Source organism: Lachnoclostridium sp. An169, from assembly GCF_002160525.1.
In the GTDB taxonomy this organism is placed as follows: domain Bacteria; phylum Bacillota; class Clostridia; order Lachnospirales; family Lachnospiraceae; genus Mediterraneibacter; species Mediterraneibacter cottocaccae.
This window is the reverse complement of record NZ_NFKT01000026.1, coordinates 13,785-36,221: the sequence shown is the minus strand read 5'-3', so window position 1 is coordinate 36,221 and position 22,437 is coordinate 13,785. Positions and strand designations below refer to the sequence as shown.

General features: G+C 45.3%; 21 protein-coding genes and 1 pseudogene. 13 read left to right on the top strand and 9 right to left on the bottom strand.

The annotated features are described in order from the left end of the window. Positions 1–29: 29 nt before the first annotated feature. Together B5F07_RS16185 and B5F07_RS16180 are read right to left on the bottom strand one after the other, a co-directional pair. Positions 30–344 carry a type II toxin-antitoxin system RelE/ParE family toxin gene (locus B5F07_RS16185; protein WP_087162295.1) on the bottom strand — a complete coding sequence of 105 codons (315 nt, stop codon included), beginning with the start codon at positions 342–344 and terminating at the stop codon, positions 30–32. Beyond that, entirely contained in the window at positions 325–597 is a 273-nt protein-coding gene (locus tag B5F07_RS16180) for a type II toxin-antitoxin system Phd/YefM family antitoxin (protein WP_015573205.1), read from the bottom strand. The genes B5F07_RS16185 and B5F07_RS16180 overlap by 20 nt, the downstream gene beginning before the upstream one ends. Positions 598–833: 236 nt before the next feature. Between B5F07_RS16180 and B5F07_RS16175 the strand changes: the two are divergent. The 13 genes and pseudogenes from B5F07_RS16175 to B5F07_RS23165 form a co-directional block, all read left to right on the top strand. Beyond that, positions 834–950, top strand: a pseudogene (locus B5F07_RS16175) (helix-turn-helix transcriptional regulator); the annotation flags it as partial. 81 nt (positions 951–1,031) lie between these two features. Next, positions 1,032–1,394 (top strand): TnpV protein, encoded by a 363-nt coding sequence (locus B5F07_RS16170; protein ID WP_087162293.1) that lies wholly within the window; start codon positions 1,032–1,034, stop codon positions 1,392–1,394. 369 nt (positions 1,395–1,763) lie between these two features. Further along, entirely contained in the window at positions 1,764–1,985 is a 222-nt protein-coding gene (locus B5F07_RS16165; protein ID WP_087162292.1) for a helix-turn-helix domain-containing protein, read from the top strand. Next, positions 1,975–3,723 (top strand): type I restriction-modification system subunit M, encoded by a 1,749-nt coding sequence (locus tag B5F07_RS16160; protein ID WP_087162291.1) that lies wholly within the window; start codon positions 1,975–1,977, stop codon positions 3,721–3,723. The genes B5F07_RS16165 and B5F07_RS16160 overlap by 11 nt, the downstream gene beginning before the upstream one ends. Continuing rightward, complete coding sequence (locus B5F07_RS16155) at positions 3,720–4,223, top strand: hypothetical protein (RefSeq protein WP_087162290.1); 504 nt, start codon at positions 3,720–3,722, stop codon at positions 4,221–4,223. The genes B5F07_RS16160 and B5F07_RS16155 overlap by 4 nt, the downstream gene beginning before the upstream one ends. Positions 4,224–4,243: 20 nt before the next feature. After that, positions 4,244–5,443 carry a restriction endonuclease subunit S gene (locus B5F07_RS16150; RefSeq protein ID WP_087162289.1) on the top strand — a complete coding sequence of 400 codons (1,200 nt, stop codon included), beginning with the start codon at positions 4,244–4,246 and terminating at the stop codon, positions 5,441–5,443. A 2-nt stretch (positions 5,444–5,445) separates the two neighbouring features. Then, the gene (locus B5F07_RS16145) at positions 5,446–5,901 is read left to right on the top strand and encodes a hypothetical protein (protein ID WP_087162288.1); all 456 of its coding nucleotides are present in this window, start codon (positions 5,446–5,448) and stop codon (positions 5,899–5,901) included. Beyond that, the gene (locus B5F07_RS16140) at positions 5,898–6,953 is read left to right on the top strand and encodes a toll/interleukin-1 receptor domain-containing protein (RefSeq protein WP_087162287.1); all 1,056 of its coding nucleotides are present in this window, start codon (positions 5,898–5,900) and stop codon (positions 6,951–6,953) included. The genes B5F07_RS16145 and B5F07_RS16140 overlap by 4 nt, the downstream gene beginning before the upstream one ends. A gap of 56 nt (positions 6,954–7,009) precedes the next feature. Beyond that, positions 7,010–8,512, top strand: coding sequence for an RNA-directed DNA polymerase (locus B5F07_RS16135; RefSeq protein ID WP_087162286.1), 1,503 nt, complete (start codon positions 7,010–7,012; stop codon positions 8,510–8,512). Between the two features lie 11 nt (positions 8,513–8,523). After that, positions 8,524–11,706, top strand: a complete 3,183-nt coding sequence (locus tag B5F07_RS16130; protein ID WP_087162285.1) for a type I restriction endonuclease subunit R — start codon at positions 8,524–8,526, stop codon at positions 11,704–11,706. Between the two features lie 972 nt (positions 11,707–12,678). Further along, positions 12,679–13,002, top strand: a complete 324-nt coding sequence (locus B5F07_RS16125) for a hypothetical protein (protein WP_087162284.1) — start codon at positions 12,679–12,681, stop codon at positions 13,000–13,002. A 103-nt stretch (positions 13,003–13,105) separates the two neighbouring features. After that, positions 13,106–14,713 (top strand): recombinase family protein, encoded by a 1,608-nt coding sequence (locus B5F07_RS16120; protein ID WP_087162283.1) that lies wholly within the window; start codon positions 13,106–13,108, stop codon positions 14,711–14,713. Between the two features lie 241 nt (positions 14,714–14,954). Beyond that, a complete protein-coding gene (locus B5F07_RS23165; RefSeq protein ID WP_242972564.1) occupies positions 14,955–15,188 on the top strand; it encodes a hypothetical protein in 234 nt (77 codons plus the stop codon). Between the two features lie 59 nt (positions 15,189–15,247). Here the strand turns inward: B5F07_RS23165 and B5F07_RS16110 are convergent, their stop codons facing one another. The 7 genes from B5F07_RS16110 to B5F07_RS16080 all read right to left on the bottom strand — a co-directional run bounded on the left by B5F07_RS16110 (position 15,248) and on the right by B5F07_RS16080 (position 22,362). Next, entirely contained in the window at positions 15,248–15,685 is a 438-nt protein-coding gene (locus B5F07_RS16110; RefSeq protein ID WP_087162281.1) for a hypothetical protein, read from the bottom strand. Between the two features lie 17 nt (positions 15,686–15,702). Continuing rightward, on the bottom strand, positions 15,703–16,386 hold the full coding sequence (locus tag B5F07_RS16105; RefSeq protein WP_087162280.1) for a hypothetical protein: 684 nt from the start codon (positions 16,384–16,386) through the stop codon (positions 15,703–15,705). A gap of 20 nt (positions 16,387–16,406) precedes the next feature. After that, positions 16,407–16,982: a sigma-70 family RNA polymerase sigma factor gene (locus B5F07_RS16100; RefSeq protein WP_087162279.1), complete on the bottom strand. Its 576-nt coding sequence runs from the start codon at positions 16,980–16,982 to the stop codon at positions 16,407–16,409. Between the two features lie 15 nt (positions 16,983–16,997). Further along, on the bottom strand, positions 16,998–17,411 hold the full coding sequence (locus B5F07_RS16095) for a DUF3268 family zinc-finger domain-containing protein (RefSeq protein WP_087162278.1): 414 nt from the start codon (positions 17,409–17,411) through the stop codon (positions 16,998–17,000). A 163-nt stretch (positions 17,412–17,574) separates the two neighbouring features. Beyond that, positions 17,575–17,853, bottom strand: coding sequence for a hypothetical protein (locus B5F07_RS16090; RefSeq protein ID WP_087162277.1), 279 nt, complete (start codon positions 17,851–17,853; stop codon positions 17,575–17,577). A 62-nt stretch (positions 17,854–17,915) separates the two neighbouring features. Further along, positions 17,916–18,278, bottom strand: coding sequence for a hypothetical protein (locus B5F07_RS16085; protein WP_087162276.1), 363 nt, complete (start codon positions 18,276–18,278; stop codon positions 17,916–17,918). A gap of 67 nt (positions 18,279–18,345) precedes the next feature. After that, positions 18,346–22,362: a VaFE repeat-containing surface-anchored protein gene (locus B5F07_RS16080; RefSeq protein ID WP_087162275.1), complete on the bottom strand. Its 4,017-nt coding sequence runs from the start codon at positions 22,360–22,362 to the stop codon at positions 18,346–18,348. Between the last annotated feature and the right edge of the window lie 75 nt (positions 22,363–22,437).

The window sequence follows — 22,437 nt, the reverse complement described above, 5'->3', positions numbered from 1 at the left end:
CATGGAATGAGAAGATCGGGGCACTGATTTTAAAGCTGTTCTTTCCAATTCCGGCGGTTATACAAAATCCGTCGAACTTCCATAATGTTTCCAATCACCACATAGAAAACGGTGAAGTTCCGCACCTGGATGCGATAATATGGATATTGACGTTCTCGTGCCGAGTGAAAAGGCTCGAAGGATTCTGCACAGGGAAGCCTTTCTAAAATGGCTGTTTCCACATCGTCCACCAGTCGTTCTGCTGCAGCGGGATTTCTCAGCCGATAGGTAATGTAGTCTACGATTTCATTGAGGTCATCTTCAAATAGAGGGAGAAACCGCAGGTCATAATGCTTTTCGTTCACGGATGCGCCTCCTCACCCGACCAAAAACCTCGTCGGCAGAATAGCGTGTGTCAGAGAGGTCAGCGGCGCGGTCCGCTTCATCCAACGCCAGCTCCACATCATTCGTCAGTTCTTCGTATTGCTCCAGACTGAGCAGAACCATAGAACCGTAACCGTTTTTGGTAAGAAAAACCGGTTCACCTTTGGACAGGACATCCTCTTCAACTTCAGAAAAGCGATTGCGCAGATCTGAAACAGGACGAATATTGAGCATAGTATCGCCTCCTTTATGGCGTTATTTTATCATAATTTTATCACAAAAGCAAGAAACTTATTCGTTGACTGCGATTCCTTTATCTTAAAGTGTAGCAGGAAGAATACTTATTTGGTATATTTGAGGTATCAATAGATTAACATTTGTAGTAATAATGGAAATGTTAATTTGTGTTGCTTGTGGCAACGGTGCTTTTGATATTTAATAGTTGTATCAAAACAAAGGAGGCACAGGTTATGCTGAATGAAAATATTAAAAATCTCCGAAAGGCAAAAGGATTATCGCAAGAAGAACTTGCCGTAAAACTGAATGTAGTAAGGCAGACGGTATCGAAATGGGAAAAAGGGATTTCCCAAAGTTAAAGAGACCATATACATACTCACGCTTACATTACTTCCAATACAAAAAACCAAAGATTTATTGGAGGTACTATTATGGCTCAAAACTTAACTTACACCCAATGCAGTGATTTCTATATTCCTGACATCAGATTGGCACACACAGGAACTAAGCCACTTGGCAAATATGCCAGGATGCGCAGAACATTCTTAGAACAGAACAAACCGATGCTTTTTAACGACATGGCTTTAACAGAAACATTGTTCCCGCATCTGTGGGAAGTACAAAAGACCTGTGAGAAGCGAATGGAGTTGCTGATGGGAGAATTGTTGGCGAAGAATCCAGCGCCGGATAAGGCAACACAGCAGCTTGCATGGGTAGCGCACATGAATAGCCTGAAAGTACAGGCGGAAGAAATCGTCCTCCGGGAACTGGTTTACGAGGAGGACATCGTATGAAAATCCTTGAAGAATAAAAACGATAAACTATTTGATGCCACCCGTGGGAGAAATCCTTCGGGTGGCATTTTGTCGTGGAAAGACAATTACTGAATTGTCTTTTGGAAAGTTCTTGAATTGTGCTTTTGACAATTCAAGAGTTGTCAAAAGCACAATGTAATAATACTGATATAAATAATACTGATTATAGTGATACTGATCTTTTCCTATCCGATGGGAATGGAATTGAAGCGAAATGACCATTTATATCTAAAATCCTAAAAAAAAATCGGTTATCGCACATAATTGCGAATGTGTCTTGAAAGTTGCGACAAACTTTGCTATTATTATACACAGTAAGCGTGTAAAGAAGAAACAGGAGGTAGAAGCATGGCTATTTCATATAACCGAATGTGGAAACTGCTTGTCGATAAGAAAATGAGTAAAGCAGATTTACGAAAAGCGGCAGATATTGCTCCGAATACAATGACGAAACTTCGCAGAGATGAACCAGTCAATCTTGCGATTCTTGGCAGGATTTGCGATGTGTTGAAATGTGATTATGGCGATTTAATGCAATATGTGCCGGAGGAGAATACAAATGACGAATAAACAGTTGAAAAACTTAAAAGATACATTGTGGACGACTGCCGATCAGCTGCGTGCAAATTCCGGCTTGAAGTCCACCGAATATGCCGAGCCTATTCTTGGCCTGATTTTCCTGCGATTTGCAGATGTAAAATATAGCAAATATGAACCGGCTATCCAGGCAGAGTTTGCTTCCATCAAGGGAACCCGAATGGAGCGTCCGATTCACGAAATCGCTATTGAAAAATGTGGATTTTATCTGCCTGAAGAAGCCAGATATGATTGGCTGTTGAATCTGCCGGAAAGTGAAGACCTTGCCAAAAAGGTTAAGGAAGCCATGGAAGCGGTGGAGAAATACACTGCCGAACTGGAAGATACGCTTCCGAAAGATATTTATTACAGCGTTAACAGCGAGGATGACCCCCTCGTATTGGCAAAGCTTCTGAAGAATTTTAAAGATATTCCTGCGGATGTGGAACTGGACATCTTCGGTGAAATTTACGAATACTTTCTGGGTGAATTTGCGCTGGCTGAAGGTCAGGGCGGCGGTGAATTCTTCACCCCTGCATCTGTTGTCCGTTACATGGTTGAAGTTCTTGCACCTACTGAGGGTAAGGTTCTCGACCCTGCTTGTGGTAGCGGAGGTATGTTTGTTCAGACTGCCCATTATATCGAAAAGCACAAAGCTCAGGGCAAGCAGATGAACCTGCGTGCATACGGCGTAGAAAAGACCGGTGCAACTGTTCGACTGGCAAAGATGAACCTTGTCCTGAACAATGTTCGTGGCACCATTACCCACGCAAACTCCTATTACCGTGATCCATACGACAGCTTCGGTAATTTCGACTATGTTATGGCAAATCCCCCTTTTAATGTAGATGGTGTAGAACTGGATCAGGTAAAAGATCAGCCCCGCTTCAACACATACGGTGTACCTCAGAACAAAACCAAGAACAAAAAGAAAGATGCCAAGGAAACAGTTCCTAACGGTAACTATCTCTGGATAAATCAGTTTGCGACTGCGTTGAACGATACCGGTCGTGCGGCTCTGGTTATGGCAAACTCCGCATCCGACGCAGGCAACAGCGAGAAGGATATTCGTGTAAAACTGATTGAAAGTGGTATTATCAGTCAGATGGTAACGCTGCCATCTAATATGTTTACTTCGGTAACGCTGCCTGCCACCCTGTGGTTTTTCGATAAGGCGAAGGTGAAGAAGGATGAAATCCTGTTTATTGATGCCAGAAATATTTTCACTCAGATCGACCGTGCGCACCGCAAATTCTCCGATGAGCAGATCCGCAACCTCGGTATCATTAGCAGATTGTACGAAGGTAAGACGGAGGACTTTGACGCTCTGCTGGCTGATTACCGCACAAAAATGGCTGAAGCTCCGGAAGTGTCTGATGATGAAGATATTATGCCTAAGAGCTACTGGCAGTCCAATATTGACTGGCTGACAGAACGCTTCCCGGAAGGAAAATACAGAGATGTGGTTGGTCTGTGTAAGGTCGCAAAAATCGGCAAGATTTATGATGACAAGGGAAAGCTCATGGGCTATGAGGATGACAGTATCGGCGATCAGGATTTCTCTCTGAATCCCGGTCGTTATGTCGGTGTTGTGATCGAGGATGATGGTTTAACGCAGGATGAGTTTAAGCAGCGTATGATGGCATATTATGCTGCCCTCTCCAAACTGAACGAAGAAGCGCATGGCTTAGAAAGCAAAATTGCAACCAATTTACAGGAGTTATTTCAATGAGCCAAATAAAACGGAAACATATTCGGTCTAAAACAATCTGGCAGATATTTTTGATGTTTCTTGAGATTTCCGTTATAGTCGGCGGACTTACTTGGGTTAGCGGCCTTTTATGGGATTTTGAGTCAGGGCTGGATGTTCTGGAACGAGTCGGTTTGTTCTACGGCTTCTATCAGATTCTTACCTACATCATTTTGTCGAATCTGAATGATATAAAAGCGGATGAATTTCTTGCACTGAAGAATACTGCATCTATTGCGCTGAAAGCTTGCGAATATAACGATGAGATTTGGAAAGGCATTGCCAAAGACCAAATTGATAAGCAGTTAGATAGTGGTGTTTTCAACGACATGCTTGTGCGTCAAAATTATGGTGTACTGAAACAGTGTATAGACGAGAATGCAGTAAAAAACATAGAATATATGATTATCTGGGCAGAGCATTGCGCTGAGGAAAGCCAGCTGCTTTGGCGATTTTCGTTCTTGCTTAGATTTGTTAAATAACGGAAAGGAGGCGGAGATAAATGAGTAAATGGGAAGAAAAAAGATTAGAAGATATTATTGATGTAAATCCGCCTGTAAAACTAAAAAAGGGAGAATCTTACCCTTTTATTGATATTGATAAAGTTTCACCCACTCGCCGTTCAGTGACGAACGAAGAAGTAAAGGTTTATGATGGGCAAAGCAGCAGCAAGTTTTGTGATGGTGACACCGTTTTTTCTCGTATTACGCCTTGCTTGGAAAATAGAAAGATTGCCAAAGTAGCCATTAATGGTGATGCTGCGTTTGGTTCAACGGAGTTCTATGTTTTCAGGGCAAAAAAGAAAAAGGCTGATGCACGATTCACCTATTATCTTACTTCCAGTGATGCAGTTGTATTGCCCGCAATCAACAGTATGACCGGTGCAAGTGGCAGACAGCGTGCGGATAAGAGATTTGTCCAACGCTTGAAGCTCAACTTGCCGGATCTCCCTACACAGGAACGTATCGCAGATATTCTGTCTGCTTATGATGATTTGATTGAAGCAAACAATCGCAGAATTAAACTGTTGGAACAGGCCGCACAGGAACTGTACAAGGAATGGTTTGTCCGTTTCCGCTTTCCTGGGCATGAAAATACCAAGTTTGAAGACGGATTCCCAAAAGGCTGGACAATTAAGCGACTGTCTGATTATGGCCGAGTAGAAACGGGCAAAACCCCCTCTACAGAGATTGCCGAAAACTATGGTGGAGAAATAATGTTTGTCAAGACTCCTGATATGCATGGCAACATGTTTATTATTCAGACCGAAGACAAGCTTTCTGAACGAGGACATAATACGCAACCTAAAAAATTGCTTCCTACCAATTCCATTATGGTTAGCTGTATTGGCACCGCTGGCGTTGTATCCATCAATGCAGAACCGGCTCATACAAATCAGCAGATCAATTCGATTGTTTTAAATAATCTGAACGAGCTGGAATGGCTATACCACACTTGCAAATCCCTAAAGGAAACTATTGAATTGTTTGGTGCTACTGGAGCAACAATGACTAATCTTAGTAAAGGTAAGTTTGAAAAGCTGAAAGTAGTCGATCCCGGCGAAAATTTGATTCTGGCATACCATGATAAGGTAAAGCCACTATTCGATGAGATTAAATCTTTTATGTACCAAAACCAAAATCTGGAAACACAGCGTGACATGTTGCTTCCTCGCTTGATGAGCGGCAAACTGGAGGTGTAAGTATGAGCGAAAAGACTTTTGAAATTGGCATTCCAGTTGATGAGGATGGGTTCTTGGAAATGGAGTGTGATTTTTGTAAGAATCGTTTTATGCTCCATGCAGACACATTTCAAGATGAAAGCTATTTACATTTTTTCTGCCCAGTATGTGGGCTTCCTAACAGAACCAATACATTTTATTGCACGGAAGTTCTGGAAAAAATGGAACAGGTTGCATTGAACTATATGTATTCGGAGTTGGAAAGGACGTTGGGCAAATCCATTAAGAAATTTAACAAGAATGGCTTTGTAAAAATGTCGATGGATATTCCAAAGAAGGAACCAGAAAAAGAATTGTATCAGTCTGTTAATGAATATGAAACAGTTGAACTGAAGTGCTGTGATTCTTCGGTAAAAGTACAGTATTTTGATAGAGAGATTGGCATTTACTGCCCTTTGTGTGGAGGAGCTAAGCTGTGACAAAGAAAGAATTAAGAAAAATTTCATTGCAGTATAGAACCCTATCTTCCCAGATGCTGAAGATAGATTCCCAAGAAGAAATCAATTGCGTAAAGATTTTCTTCGATTATATTACGAATATTCCGTTCATTATGGCGTATATTTCCGACTGTCACAAAGAGGATTACGACTTCGCAGAAATATACAAAAATAAATCTTGGAACGATATGCTGACATTGCCTGATACTCAGGAAGCGATCGTCGATTACGGTTATCAGTTATTGCAATACATATTAGATGGTCCGAAACAATTGCACGCATTGGCATTCGGCTATACGAGTAGCAGAAAATTCAAAGATATGATTGCTGCTTTTATGCGTAAGGCCATCGAGCCGTTTGTAATTGCAGTAAAAAGCTATCTGGAACTTTCTTTGATTGATTGTCCTGAAGGTGTTCCAGTGGCATCTACTGAAGAGCAGGAGAAAACTTTGTTTTTATCCTACTGCCAGAAAGACTCCGATATCGCAAATCTTATTGAAACTGGGCTTGCTCCGCATATTAATGGAAAGGCCAAAATTTCTCGAGATATTCGTGATGTTGAATACCATGAGAGCTTCAAAAAGTTCATGCAGACCATTGAAACCCATGATTTCGTTATTATGATCGTTAGCGATCATTACTTGAAGTCAAGAAACTGTATGTTTGAGGTACTGGAAGTAATCAAGGATTCTCAGTTCCAGAAGAAGCTTGCATTTATTATTCTTTCAGATGGTGATATTCAATACTACCAAGATCAGAACATGCCTTCTATTGGTGCAAAGGTATACTCGCTTGAAGGACAAACGGCATACAGTTTGTATTGGACAAAGATAGAAAAAGAATTGCAAGAGCAGATTGAAGCATTGGGTGATCCTACTCGCGCAATTCATCAGATCAAAGAAAAACGTATTGTTCAGAGAATTCTACTGGATCTACCTGAATTTATGGAGTTCATTAAGGATGCCAAAGGTATCCCTCTTTCTGAACATGTTGATTCTGGATTTAAGGATATAATAAAATTCTTGGGCTTTTGATTAGCGGACGAGACCACATACAAAATAACAAATGAGACAAGCCGGGGTGATAGCAAATGGCAGAAAGCAAGCATTATTATGATTTTACAAATGAATTATCTGCTGATGAAATCTATGAAGGTTTGCTCGCTCACGGTCTTTTTACCGAAAAGCTTCCTCCAGTGTTTACAACAAAAGCATTTTTCGACTATTGCGAATCTCAATCGCCTGCTTTTCCTAAAAATCCGGCGGAGTATATTTATCACGAGAGCATGAGGAATATCAACACTCCACGCCCCTTGGGTATTCCTAATCCCGCGGCATATCAGCGTTTGTGCAAATACATATCAGAGATATGGCCGCAGCTTCAGCAGTATTTTGAGGAAGAGACTAAAAATCAGGAACATATAATCAGCAGAACTCATATTCGTAAAATGAAGGATTCTGATTCGCTGTTTTCCATGAACTACAGAAACTGGAAAGATGATGGTACACCTGAACCGGATTTATTGCTCGGGGCAAGATATTTGGTTCATGCTGATGTATCCAACTGTTTTCCAAGTATATATACCCATGCCCTTTCATGGGCATTAGTTGGAAAAGATGTGGCGAAGCAAAATCAGAAAGATAGTTCACAGTGGTATAACGAGCTTGATTTCCGTACAAGAAATGTAAAGCACGGAGAAACGCATGGATTGTTGATCGGTCCCCATGCTTCGAATTTACTGTCCGAGATCATTTTAGTTAAGATTGATAAAATCTTGTATGATAAAGGATGGCGTTATATCAGAAACATTGACGATTATACTTGTTATGTTTCTACCAATGAGGATGGGCAGTTATTTCTTACCGAATTGTCTGAGCAGTTAAGAGCGTATGATCTGGCTCTCAACCATAAGAAAACTTCCATAGATGAACTCCCAACGGCATCCGTTGAGCAGTGGGTGCGAAAAATTAACACCTTCACTGCGTTTGATACAAAAGAAAAGATGAATTTTAAGGAAGTTCGTGCATATCTGGATATGGCAATCGAATTGATGCAGGAAAACCATGACAATGCTGCCATTTTGAATTATGCCATGAAGGTATTAGCTAAGAAACAGCTTACAGAAAATGCAAAATCGTATTATGTGAAAACAATTTTTCACTTGACCGTAATTTACCCATATTTGGTATCGTTATTGGAAGAATATGTATTCATGCCGTTTGGCGTTGAAACAACAATGATTTCAAAAATATCTGCACTACTTTATGAAGAAGGCGTAAAACTCAAGAATTATGAAGCGGTGTGTTATGCACTGTATTATGCCAATAAATATGAGTTCGAAATCAGAGAACTCGATTTTGATGTAGCAAAAAGCAGCAATAACTGCCTGTTCTTGTTGTTTAGCTACCTATACTATGAGAAAAAGAAAGATAAAGCAGCAGTAAAAATGTGCAAAGATTATGCTCGATCACTGTTGGCAACAGAAATGGATAATTTCTGGTTATTTATATACGAAGCATTGCCGCAAAGTGATTTGCGGGATTATTGGAAAGCAATGAAGAAAAGCAAGGTTTCATTCCTTGTGGAAATTTAGGAGGTGATTCTATGCCGAAAATCATAACAGAAGATATGATTGAGCAAGCAGCTATCAAGGCTTTGCATGAGCGGCATAACTATATTGTTCTGAACTGTATGACAGAAGAACCGGACACACTTCCTGACGGAACCGGACGCAAGGATAAGAAGCAGGTTGTTCTGCCGGATGTGATGTTCGAAAGCCTGTGCAGGATCAATCCAGATATTCCGGAAGCAACTGTACGCACTGTGGTGGACGAGCTGTGCCGCACGCCAGCTTCCGGTGATCTAATGCTGACCAACTACCAGAACTATCAGAAGATCCGCAACGGTATCATTGTAGAATACAACAAGAACGGCAAGAAGACCTCCAACATTCTTCGTTTGCTGTCCTATAATGATGCTTTGAGCAATACATTTACGGTTGCTTCTCAGATGTGGATCAAGGGCGAAACTCATTGGCGCAGACCAGATTTGATCATTTTCATCAATGGTTTCCCAATGGTTTTCATTGAACTGAAAAACAGCAATATTCCGGTAAAGAACGCCTATGATATCAACCTGAAGAACTATCTGAAAGACATTCCATATCTGTTCAACTACAACCAGATTTGTGTTCTGTCTAATGGTATGGAAACTCGCCTGGGCAGCTTTGCCGCAGGTTATGAGTTCTTCTTTGAATGGCTGAAGGTGGAGAACGAAAAAGAAAACCCGGACAGAAAAGCCATCCGAGAAAATTGCACCAGCTTGGAGTATTTTATTGCCGGTCTTTGTGAACCGAAGAATCTGTTGGATTACATAGAGAACTTCATTCTTTACGACCGCCGCAGAATAAAAATCATTGCAAAGAACCACCAGTTCTTTGGTGTAAACAACGCCTATGATGCTTTCCTGCGCCGTGAGGAATTGAAAGGTAAGCTGGGTGTGTTCTGGCATACTCAGGGAAGCGGTAAGAGTTATTCCATGGTAATGCTCGCTCGTAAGATCAAGCATAAATGTACGGGCAACTTTACATTCCTTATCGTTACTGACCGTGAAGATCTGGATACGCAGATTTATAAGAACTTTCTACGTACAGAGTTTATTACCGATAAGGATAAGGTGCAGCCTGCGAACAGCAAGCAGTTGCGTGAGGAATTAAAAACTAACAAGTCAATCCTGTTTACACTGATTCATAAGTTCAGATATGACAAGGGAAAGAAATATCCTGTCCTGTCTGAACGTGATGACATCATCGTTATCGTTGATGAAGCTCACCGCACACAGTACAAGGATTTGGCAGAGAATATGCGCACTGGTTTACCGAATGCACAGTTCCTGGCATTTACAGGTACACCGTTACTTGGCGCAAAACGACTGACCAATGCGTGGTTCGGTGATTATGTCAGCGAATACAATTTTGCAGAATCCATCAAAGACAATGCTACCGTACCACTCTACTATGTGAAGCGTGTACCGGAGGTAGAGTTGCAGAACGATTTCCTTGATTCTGATTTTGCAGAAATTCTGGAAGAAGAAAACCTAACTGATGCAGAGCAGCGTCGATTGGAAAACCACTACGCAAAGGAACTGGAAGTCATCAAGCGTGATGACCGTCTGGATGCCATTGCTCAGCATATTGTTTACCATTTCCCTCGTCGTGGTTTCCGAGGAAAGGGCATGGTTATTTCCGTAGACAAGTTTACTGCCGTGAAGATGTACGATAAAGTAAGCTACTACTGGAAAGAAGAAATTAAAAAGTTAAATGCGCAGATCACTAAAACCAAAGATGCGGCTGAAAAGCTCCGTCTGAAAGATATGGTTGACTATATGCGCAAAGTGGAAATGGCTGTTGTCATCAGCGAAGATACCGATGAAGAAGCTAAATTTGCAGCGGAAGGATTGTCGATAAAACCGCATCGTGAACGCATGAATAAGGTTGATGAAAATGGTTTTGATATTGAGGATAACTTCAAAGACCCAAACAATCCGTTGCAGTTGGTTTTCGTCTGTGCTATGTGGCTGACGGGATTTGATGCGCCGTCTGTTTCCACCTTGTATTTGGACAAGCCTATGAAGGGTCATACTCTGATGCAGACTATTGCCCGTGCAAACCGTGTCTATAACGGCAAGGAATGTGGTCTAATTATCGACTATTTGGATGTGTTCAAATATTTGAAACGAGCATTGGCGGATTATGCGTCTGATGATGGCGGTTTAATGCCGGTGAAGGATGTGGAAAAGCTGCTGGGACAGTTGCACGAAGCAATTGATCTTACTAAAGCATTCTGTCTGAGTCATAATGTGGATCTCAGCAAAGTGGTTGAAGACGGAGATACCTTCAAGAATCTATCGTTCTTCGAGGATTACGCCAATATCATTGTGGGCAACGATGATGTGAAGAATGAGTTTTCTGTGATGGCTAATACCGTTGATGGTCTGTATGAGTCGCTTAGACCTGATATTTTCAAAATGGATTTTGAACCAGCTTACAAAGATGCAATTCTATATCTGAAAGGTGTCATTGACGGAAAAATTCGCCCCGAAAAGATTGAAGCTGCGCAGGCCAGAATCAATGAACTGTTGGATCAGAGTGTTATCACTGCTGCAGATGCAAGAAAATACACCATCACAGAAGCAGGCAAAGAGCTTGACTTATCCAAACTGGATATTGATGAACTCAGATCTCAATTCAAAAAGCTGAAGAACAAAAATCTTGAAATTGCTAATTTGCGTAAGCATATTGAGGAAAAGCTTCAGAAAATGCTAAGACGCAACATAACCCGCACAAAATTTGCAGAGCGCTTCAGAAATATAATTGATGAGTACAATGCCGGTGGCTCTCAAAATGATGATTTTTATGAGAAACTTCTGAAGTTAATGGAAGAACTCCGGGCGGAGGAAGAACGTCATATTAAGGAAGAATTGTCGGAAGCTGAATTGGAACTGTTTGACCTTCTTAGAAAAGAACATCTTACCGCTGATGAAGAAAAGCGTGTAAAACTGGCAGCGAAAGAACTGTATAATACGCTTACCGAAAAGCGCAATGAATTGTTTATTGTTGGATGGCAAAACGATCCTCAGCCGAAGGAACGAGTAAGGGGTGAGATTGTCTATATCCTGAATAAGTTTTTGCCAGAGAGCTACGACAGAGAAATATTCTTGAGAAAGAGTACGCTGGTATTTGATCATATCGTTGATCAGGCGATGACCGGTTATAACTGGGTGGCGTAATATAGTAATTATACGAAAGGACTTCGTCTCAATTTGGGACGAAGTCCTTTCCTGTAAGGATGCCGTGTAACTTTGGATCAATTTGGTCTGAAGTCGCATCGCAACTTCCTGATAATTCGTAGGGAATAAATCAACTTCTGCTCAACTTGCGCAGAAGTTAAATCTGGTAAATCTCTTGGTTGACTTTATGCAAAAATTACACGAAATAACTTCTCGCCAATTTGGCGAGAAGTGCGGTATCTGGTATTTCACTTGTTCTCAATTTGGGAATAAGTTCTGCTATGAATGTTTTAAAAATAACTTATACCCAAGGTGGTCACAAGTTCAAAAATCAAAAATAGAAGTTCGACTTGTGGACGAATTGGCCACAAGTAATACAGTGAAATTATTCCCAAGTTGAAAATAATTTATGGCTGTATTTTGCCCTTTCACAAATTGGCAAGCAGTGTAAACCTGTACAGGTTCACAAATTCGCAAGCAGTGTAAACAGGACCCAGTTTACTACTTTTGCTCATTCGCTTGTTGGGGCAACATCCCCAATCCCCTTCGAACATCATCGGCGATGATGGCTACTCGTTTATTCTGAACGTTTTTGTAAATGCAACTTCTGGACGAATTGACCAGAGGTGAAATGATAAAAACCAACTTCGCCGCAACTTGCACCGAAGTAAAAATATTTCTTTGGCGCAGTTCTGCATACTTGTTTTTTTTACAATTATCCAGTAGAATAGACACAGAAAATTGAATATCGGTTCAAGATTGTGATTTTATAGTTTTGCGGGATTGCCCGATTTGAAGTCCGACATATTTGTGAGAGGATAAATCCTTCTTCACGTTGGCTGTTACATAGAACCATCAGAAAAGTGCAGGTGTTCTTGTGCTTATTTCTTGATGCTCTGTGTGACAGCTTTTTTATTTTACTTCCATCCGATTGGACGGAAGTTAGCTGACAATGCACAAAGGAGGAAACTGATGAAACACGAATTTGATTTGGAACAGATCGACTATGACAACAGCAATTATGAACTGGATATATGGAGCAGTTGCTTCAATCCGATTTTCAGTCCGCCATCGGAAGTTATCAAAGAATGGAACCTTCAATTTTATGATGACTGGGATGAGCCTGAACCTACACTTGAAAACACTTCTGTTTATTTCACTGAGGATGGTGCGAACTATCTGATTGTTGGTAAAACCATTATCCCTGTCAGTGAACATTTTGCTGAGACCGGAAAGACCGTCAATGAGGTAATTGAAGATGTTATCCGTTATGCAGTAAAGAGTCAGAAAAAGTAACGTCAAGTGTCCAGTCGACAAAATTGAAAACTGCCCTCGCATATAGTACAATACGAGTACGAAGTATTGTAAGCGTGGGTTGTTTCAAAGAAGGAGGATTTGAATGAAGCAACCGTACAATACCGCACTATATTACAGATTAAGCCGTGACGATGAAAACTTCGGAGACAGTGTCAGTATTGAAACCCAAAGAACGATTTTACAGCAGTTTGCCCGTGACAACCAATTCCATGTGATAGACGAGTATATTGATGACGGATGGTCAGGTACGAACTTTGACAGACCGGCATTTCAGCGAATGATGGACGATGTGGATGCAGGCAGAATCAACTGCATCATCACAAAAGATCTTTCCCGTTTTGGTCGTGAACACGTTATGATGGATTACTATTTGGAGTTTGTGTTTCCAGAGAAAAATATCCGTTATATCGCAGTCACAGAAAATGAGGATACAGAAAAAGGTCTCAGTGATTTTGTTCCTTTCAAGAATCTGTTCAACGAATGGTTTGCCAAGGATACCAGCCGTAAAGTAAAGGCTGCGCTTCGTGCAAAACACGCTGCAGGTCAGCGAATCTGTACTTACGCACCTTTAGGTTACAAGAAACATCCAGAAATTAAAAATGCCATAGTTGTGGACGATGAAACTAAGTGGATCGTTGAGAAAATCTTTGAACTTGCCTATCATGGTTCCGGTGCTGCAAGTATTGCACACAGGCTCATCGAAGAAAAAGTTCCTACATCCGGTTGGCTCAACTACACACGATATGGAACATTCGCTCACATCTACGCAGATGCGCCGGAGAGCAAACAATACGATTGGTCAATCGGTCAGGTAAAGGAAATTCTGAAAGATGAAACCTACATTGGCAACAGCATCCACAATAAGCAGACTAACATTTCTTACAAGAACAAAAAGAAAATCCGTAAGCCGAAGGAAGAATGGGTTCGTATCGAAAACACTCATGAAGCCATAATTTCAAAAGATGTTTTCTATCATGTGCAGAATCAGATTGATTCCCGCAGAAGAAAACAGAAAGATGGCACCACCAAGATTTTCTCGGGTCTTGTAAAATGCGCTGATTGTGGTTGGTCTCTTGCCTACGGTGAGAATCGTCAGAACAAAACGCCTTATGGTCATTACCATTGCAGTAATTATGGGCAAGGCACTGGTAAATGCTCCATGCACTATATCCGCTACGATACGCTCTATACCTATGTACTGCTTCGAGTTCAACATTGGACAAAAGCTGTCCGTGAGGACGAAGAGAGGCTCTTGGAAAGCATTCTGAAAGCCGGAGATAAGGAAAGAGCTGTTGCTATGAAGAAACATACGGCAGAGCTTTCTAAGGCGGAGAAGCGCAAGGCAGAGGTTGACAGGTTGTTTGCCAAAATGTACGAGGACAGAGTTTCTGAACGCATAACAGAGTATAACTTCAATATGCTGTCGCAGAAATATCAGCTGGAGCAGATTGAGTTGGATGAAAAAATCCAGAAGCTCAAGGCGGCATTGGCTGAAAGCAAACAGTCCGTGGAAGATGCAAGAAAATGGATTGAGATCGTCAAACAATATTCCGAGCCTACGGAATTGACAGCAGAACTGCTGAACAATATGATTGATAAAATCGTTGTCCATGAAGCAATCAAATACGAAAACGGCTTTCGTGAACAGAAAATAGAGATTTACTATCGCTTTGTCGGTAAAATTGATTGATACAAAAATCTGAGTGTCAGCTTAAACTGGCACTCAGATAAAACAATATCTTTAACTAAGGGAGTCTGGTCTATCGGTTCCTGACTCAAATATGCTCATTTCGTTAGCAGACGAACTGGATACTTCAGTAAGTATACTGTTAGGAGAAACCGTACAGGAGCCATGTGTGAATGAGTTGGATCTCAAAAGTATTTCTGAGAAACTGGAAAAAATTAACCTCCAATTTGCTAAAAGAAGTAAGATGAGGATTCAGACAATCCGCTATCTGCTTTTTGCGTTGTGTGCGGTTATCATAGTCGTATTTGTTGCTTTTGCAGCTATGCAGAGCGAATATTTGAACTGGGATTACAATGATCCGGAGCTTGCAGTTGCAGGGACCATCCTGCATGGCGTTGAATTTTTGTTCGTAAGACTGGCGCCATTCGCCCTTATTGCCTCTATCATCGGGATTATCTTCACCTATAAAAACAGATAGCTTATCACGCTAAAAAGTGTCCTGTACACCTGATTGATCCCAGTTGTACAGGACATTTTTTATTCTTCTGCAGCTACTTCTATCAGTTCTTCGTAACCAATCAGCGCCGGATCGCGAAACGCTTTTCCTGAATTTTCTTCCAGCGTGCGTTCTTTCTTAAAATAGAGCCGATAACTGTGGCCAGCCAGAAGCCGGGTATTTTTTTCCAGGCTGAAGCGGTATTCTTTTCCGTCCGTAGTACGGAACAGCACCTGCTGGTTTCGGGTGAGGGGCGATTTCTCCCGCTTAACACAGGTGGCTTCCAGGATCAGGTAGTCTTCCGTCTTGATGGTACGATATAAAAGAAGGAAGCGGATGATGCAGCACACTCCAAGAAGCAGGCTCATGACCAGCAGGATGGTATCCTTCTGGGACAGGGCATAAACGCCTCCAAACAGGACACAGAAAAGGCCGACTGCACAGATGGCAGCCAGCCGGGTAAATAATGGTTTCGGCATAGGGTTCTCCTTTCGGATCAAATCTTCTGGAACAGGATCTTCTGGTTCAGGTACAGGTTGCTGACCGCCTGCAGGATGGGATACTGGGCGTGGGTGATCTGCACGGTATCCGTAAGGATGCTGCAGGTGTCTTCCGGCGAGGTGTAGAGCTTCTCCAGGATATCCTCTTCCTTCCGGATCAGGATGCCTCGCTCCATACTGAGCAGCAGCTCTGCCGTGGACAGGGGCGCTTTCCCGGCAAGAGCCAGGACTTCCCGCTCCGTGGGCGTACATTTTGTCTTGCGCAGGAGCCGTGGGATGTCTTTCAGCTGTACCTGCCCTTTGGTGTAGAGCAGGAACACACTGGCAAGCCGGGGAAGAAAACGGTCCTCGACGGGCGTGATGGTCAGCGTTCCCAGAAGCCGGTACAGGGCATCCACGGCGCTTACTCCCATCCCTTTTACCAGAAGCCCCCGCAGGAGCAGACGGTTCAGGTAATGGGACAGCGGCAGGGAGATGGACTGGCCGGAGTCTGCACAGTTTTTTTCAAACAGACGCTCCAGTTCCGGATAGGTCAGGATCTGGAAGGCCAGGCAGCTCCACACCAGAAGCTCTTCTTTGGACATCCCGTATTCCTTCTGATTATTGATCACATGGGGGACCGGTTTCCCGTTCACATTTACAAACTGAAGACTGCCGACAGCGGTATAGAGCGTAAGCATAATTGTTCCTCCTTTATCGTTCAGGATAACAGAGCGCACAGCGCTGCATCCTGCTGTAAAAATCTGCGGGCTTTGCTCTGCCAGGCCCGGATGTGGTTGGAAGGCACCTGGTAGTGAGCGGACAGCTCCTTAGCCGAGTAACCCTCAAGCTGGAAGCAGAGGGCCTCAATGCCTTTTTGGATGGTGCTGCACTGGGAGGCTTTGAGTGTCTCCAGATAAGCACCTGCCGCCGTATCTTTCAGTGCCAGGGGCGCTGCATCCGGCATTGCTTCCTGCTCCTGGCCAATCTGCAGGGCCGGCATAGCATCCAGCAGATCTTCCTGCAGTGGGCAGAAAAGATCTTTTCCCCGGATTTCGTGACGCCAGGAGTCATAAATGGCATTGCGGATAGCAGCTGCAGCGTATGGAGTGAAGGGGAACCCTTCCCCGCAGGAGACGGCTGCCCGGCACAAGGCCAGGTATCCGATCTGGCAAAGTTCCTGCCGCTGCTCGCTGGTTAAAGGGCTTCCGTTTGTCATTGAGCGGATGATCTTTGGGACCAGATCCATATGATCTTCCGCCAGCTGCTTCTGGGCGGGTGTCATGGGCTTTACCATCGCATTTCCCTCCCTTCAGCCTGCCGCCTGAAGGCGGGGGCGCTGGTTCGCCAGAAGTTTTTTGGACTCCCGGATTACCTGGTCACACATATAGTTTCCGAACATCCCGATGTGAGCCTGCTCATCGGAGAGGCAGAACTTGTCTGCCAGCCAGTGATAGGCGTCGGGACGGCTTAAGATTCCCCTCAGCCAGATCTGGTCAAAGATCTGGTGTGCCAGCATCCGTTTCTTCCGAAGTTCCTGGTCTGCCAGCGTGCCTTTGGGGATCCGGGTTCCGGGATGGACTCCTACATAGGCGTCGCACCTGGGATAGTTGCTGCATACATAAACCTTGCCGCCATAGGACTTCTCCCCATAGACGAAGGAAGCGTCCCGGAGGATGGCAGTGCCGCCGCAGTATGGGCAGCGGATGGATTTCTTCTGTTTCATAGTCTGTTCACCTCAATTTCATACGTATGGCATAAGTACGGCATACGTTTATCATTCTCTACGTATTGCTTACTTATAGTGTAAGGATAAAGGTGACAGATGCCCATAGGATGAGCGCCGAAACTGGTCCCAGATCCGGACCAAATGGCACGTTTCACCATTTTTACGGCCAGTCAGAGTAAAAAATGGCCTTGATCAGTGGAAACAGGCCGCTGTCCGTGAAGCGCTCAAAGTTGACCGGTGTGAAGATGAATCCGGCGCAGAAGATACGCACCAGAAACAGGATCACCAGAACCTTGCAGACCAGGTACAGCCGCATGGTGCGGGGCGTCCAGGGCTTTGTGGGGCGGAACTTCCGGTACAGGATATACAGCATGGGGAGAAAGATCAGGGTGGTAAATGCCCTGTCGATCCAGCAGATGATCAGAATCAGATAACTCATGTGATGCTCCTCCTTTCGTTTTCTTACTTATCCCATACGTAGAAGCCCTGCAAAACGCAACTTTACCAGTCATAGCAGGCTGCCTCCTGAAGACGCAGCAGTGCTTCCGGAAGACAGGGGGCGTCAAGCAGCCCTTCTTTTTCCAGATAGGGCCGGTACAGGGAGGTAAACTGCTCCATGGTCAATGCGCCGGCGCACTCGGTGGGCTCCGGAAGCCGGGCGAAAAGAAGCCTGGCATCCCTCATGAGGAGGATACAGGGCTTCCCCTCCGGATCCGGATGATACAAAAAGTCCGGCTGCCTGCAGTATCCCGGAGTTTTACAGGAAACGCAGCGCACATATACGCACTGGTGCCAGTTTCCCTCACAGCAGTCCAGAAAATGGCGGATATGTTTGGCATCCGCCGTACAGTGGGTTCGTTCCATATCTGTCACCTTCCATAGAAACAGGCGGCCCAGTAATAGGAACCGCCTGTTAGAGTCAATGTGTGGGTTATTGGTTATCCTTCTGTTTCCGTCTGCGCAGATACAGGACGGTCAGTGTCCCGGCAAGGACAAGAGCGCCTGCCCCGATGCCGAGGTAAAGAAAGATGGGTGCATCATCCCCGGTCTTGACTGGATTAGAAACGGAAGGTGTTTCCGTCGGTTCTTCCGGTACTTCCGGAGGATTTTCGGAGAGATGTACGGTCTGTCCCGCATCGTCAATATCCTTGTGAGAGCAGATCTCCCGCTGTGTCCCGTCTGCATCTACATAGTAGAGGGTTTCAAAGACAACCAGGGATTTTCCTGCAAGGGAGCTGCCGTCTAAGGTAAATACAACCTCTACGGAGCCGCTGCGCTCTTCCGGTGTAAATGCGGTTTCAGCCGTGACCGGATTGCCGTCAAGAAGCAGTTCTTCCCCGGTTTCCTGATCCATCAGCACGCCCTTTAAGAGATAGGATGCCCCGGGAATCAGGTTTTCATAGGAAACCGTATCCTTGATGGTTACCTCGCTGTCGGCCAGGATCTCCTGATCCCCGTCCTCCCCGTCTGTGGCAGAGGTGCCGATCTGCGGGAAGTAGATACTTTGCGGATCGGAAGAAATGTCCCTGTGGGACGCAACCACCTGATCTTTATAAAAGATTTCCTCGAAGACCACCAGTGTTTTTCCGGCCAGTGCCTCTGCGTTAAACGTAAAGGTCAGCTCGGTGGTTCCGGAAGTCTCCTCCGGGGTAAATTCTGCTTCAGCCGTTACGGGCTTGTCATCGATCAGCAGCTCTTCGCCGGTTTCCTGATCCATCAGCGTGCCGCGGATCGTGAAGGTTTCCCCGGCAATAAGGTTCGTATATTCCGCCACATCCGTAATGGATGCTTCCGCCTTTGCAAGCCCGGTCTGGTTTCCAAGCTCCGGATTTGCTGCAGTGGTGCTGACAGAAGGCAGAACCAGTGTCTGCTCCGGTGAACTAAGATCCTGGTGGGAAGCGATTTCTTCCTCCCCATAATACAGGGATTCAAAGACAACCAGTGTCTTGCCTGCCGCTTCCGTGGCGTTGAAAGTGAACTCCACATCCACGGTCCCTTCCGTGCTTTCCGGTGTAAAGGTCAGCTCAGAAGTCACGGTTTCCCCGTCAATCTCCAGTGCTTCCCCGGTTTCCTTATCCATCAGAATGCCTTTGAGTGTCAGTTCCTCTCCCGGCTGGACATTGGAATAGGATACGGTATCAATGAGTGTTACCTCTTCATCTGCGTGAGCCATCTGAAGGCCGGTTTCGGAATCTTTCACCTGAGTACCGATTTCAGGGAAGAAGATGGACTGGTCCTGATCCTCGATATCGGCGTGAACAGCCATTTTCAGGTCATCCTGCCACAGTTCCTCGAAGCAGACCACGGTGGTTCCGCCAAGGCCCGTAGCGTCAAAGGTAAATTCTACTTCCACGCTGCCGGTAGACTTTTTAGCCGTAAAGGTCGTCTCTGCTGTGACCGGTTTTCCATCAACCTCAAAAGGTTCCCCGGTTTCTTTGTTCATGAGCGTGCCGACTACCCGGTATTCCACTCCTTTTTTCAGCCCTTCATACTCAACCGTGTCTATGATCGTTACCTTATCATCCGGTTTTGCCATATGGGAGCCGCCTTCTTTATCCAGTGCAGTGGTGGCAATCTCCACCTTGTCATTAGTCAGCGTCCCCAGGTCGATGGTAACGGAATCCCGGTACACTTCTACATCAAAGGTAAGAAGGTTTCGGCCTTCATTGGCTTCACAGCGCTGCTCTTCAATGGTATAGGTATCATAGATCAGGGCGCCTTTGGAGTCATCCGGCTCGGAGGTGCCGAACCAGATACCGTCTTCCGCAGTCTCGCCCCGGTTGGTATTGGACGTATGTTTATTCCATTCAGCGGATGTGCTGGCGTATCCATTCTGGTCGGTCACGATGGTATGGCTCTCGCCAGTTGTTTTAGAAGTAATAGTAAACGGTACGCCTGCGAGACGGGACAGATCCCCGTCACTGACTTTAACAAGCTCCAGATCCCCACGGATGACCTGGTTTTCAATGGATGAGCCGGTTTCGGTCAGTTCCACGATCTTGCCGTCTTCCGTGATGTCAAATTCCAGGGAGATACGGCCCTCGTTCAGATACCCTTCCGGTGCTTTTGTCTCATCCACCCGGTAATGGCCGTAAGGCAGGGCATCTTTCGCCGTGGAAGCCAGCCCCTTCTCATCCGTCACAAGCGTCAGGACGATTTCCCCGTTTTCGTAGGTTTCCCCGTCCACGATCACCGGATTGGCATTTAAGCTGGTGATGGTAAATTCTGCGCCTTCCAAGGTAGCACCGCCCTGAGCGGCAGCTTTCCCGGTTTCGATGTCACGTTTCTGCACTTTGACACCGCCCCGGATGATCTGGTTTGAGATGGAACTGTCTTCTCCAGTCAGGTCCACCATTTCCCCGTTCTTAGAGATGGTAAACTCAGCGGAGAGGGTGCCTTCCCCTAAATAACCGGTGGGAGGCGTCACTTCATCTACACGGTAACTGCCGTAAGGCAGAGCGTCCGCAGCAGTGGATGCCAGTCCAGAGGCATCGGTCTTGATGGTCAGGACGACTTCATCCTTCTGATAGGTCGTTCCATCGACGACTACCGGGTTCTCATTTAATGAGGTGATGGCAAACTCAGCGCCTTCCAGTGTAGCGCCGCCCTGGGGCGTGGTGCCGCCGGTTTCCAGATCTCGTTTCTGTACTTTGACACCGCCCCGGATGACAGCATCCGGTACATCCGGCGCCTGGTAAGCAGAGACAGTTTCTTCCGTACCGCTGCTGGAAATCGGCAGAACGAACACCGTTTCATTGAGCTGGTAGCCTGCTGGCGCTTTGGTTTCCTGGATGGTCACGGTTCCAAGAGGCACGCACAGCGTTTTGCCGTCGCTTGCGTAGTAGAACGCATCTCCGCTGACCTTGTATTCCTCCGTAAAGGAAATCTCCCCGTCTTCTCCTGTACGGAATACCCAGGTGCGGGCAGGCTCACTGCCGCCTGCAGCCGGATCCGTATCGGAGATGGTGGTGTAGAACTTCACGGTAAACTCCGCATCCTTCAGGCTGGCAGCGCCCTGGGGAATGGCATCCTTTAAGTCTGCATCCAGCTTCTGAAGCACCAGGGAGAGGGGATTATTCTGGGGGATTTCCTTGACCTCTGCTTTTGCTGTTTCATTGGAAGAAACGGTCACATCATAGGCATTGGTATCCAGGGCGTATCCAGGAGACGGAGAAAGCTCTTTGATCGTGTAGCTGCCGACCTCAAGATCTCCGGATTTGGCATAGCCATTCTCATCGGTGGTCAATGTCTCTACCAGGTTGCTGCCCTGATAGATGCCATACTGAGCGCCTTTTAAGCTGTAATTGCCGTTCCCGTCAGAAACGGAGCTGTTTGCCGTGGATTTCCGGATCTCGATCCAGCCGTAGGGCTTTTCGTACCAGCATCCCGCTACGGTCTGGTTGCTGTCAGACGGAATGATAAAGGCACGGAAGGAGTCCGGCGGCGCAGGCAGTCCCTGGATCGCATTGGCGATCTCCACCGCCTTATCAATGTAGCTTTGGGGCGCGCCATAAAAGGCTCCGCTTCCGGCGTCGTAATTGCTGTACACATAGGAAGCCACCAGATGACCGATTACGTAGCGGTCATTTTCAGACCAGCCGCTTAAATAGGTGCCGGCGATGTTCTGCTCTTCATAGCCGTAACCGCCGGGCAGGTAGTAGAGCGCTTTGCGGAGCGCAGAGTCTTTTCCCAGCAGGTCGTACTGATAACTGCCCGCCGCCGGCGTTCTCTTCATGGGCTGGACACAGTAGGCCGTGCCGTTGTTATCCACAGACATCTTTGTGGTGTAGTAATCGCCATAAGAGATTAATTCACCGGTCTGGAAATTAAGGGTTCCATCCGCCGCATGGGCTGTCATGGGGCTTGTGATGGCTGTCCCCGCAAGGACGATGGCTGCCATCAGGAAAGCGAAACAGCGGCGGAGGATGTGGGTTTTGATTCGTTTCATAAGTCTCCTCCTTTTCAAAAGGTACAGGGGAATGAAAAAAGGAAGTGCCTGCCCTGCATCAGACACTCCCCATGG